Origin of the sequence: Paracoccus nototheniae (genome assembly GCF_004335005.1) — a bacterium.
GTDB classification, from domain to species: Bacteria; Pseudomonadota; Alphaproteobacteria; order Rhodobacterales; family Rhodobacteraceae; genus Paracoccus; species Paracoccus nototheniae.
This window is the reverse complement of sequence record NZ_RQRT01000211.1, coordinates 1-429: the sequence shown is the minus strand read 5'-3', so window position 1 is coordinate 429 and position 429 is coordinate 1. Positions and strand designations below refer to the sequence as shown.

At 52.0% G+C, this 429-nt stretch carries 1 protein-coding gene; it reads left to right on the top strand.

Annotated elements, in window-relative coordinates; all coding sequences use genetic code 11:
* The coding region (locus EG885_RS22495; protein ID WP_341352787.1) for an FAD-dependent thymidylate synthase at positions 1-429 on the top strand (429 nt) is incomplete at its 3' end.

Below are 429 nucleotides of genomic sequence, written 5' to 3'. Positions count from 1 at the left end.
CTGTATAACCAGATCCGTCATCAGTCTACACACTGGACACCTTTCGCCCATACTGCAATCAGTATCAGCATGAAGGCACCGATCCCAATCCGTACCCAGTGCTTTAAGCACAAACAGGGTCTGGTTGAAAACGAAGAGTCCCGTCGCTATATCACCTCTACGCCGGAGATCTTTATCCCGGAGTTCCGTGAGAAGCCAGAAGGTTCAATCAAGCAGGGTAGTGGTGGTAAGCACGAAGCGGCTGACTACTGGAAACACCAGTACATCGCTCAGACCAATCAGGCAGTGGCCTTATACGAACGTATGCTGGCCGATGATGTTGCCCCGGAGCAAGCCCGTCTGGTGCTGCCACAGGGTGCAATGGTTAACTGGCTCTGGACTGGTAACCTGTTTGCCTACGCAAACTTTTATAACAAACGCTCTGACCCC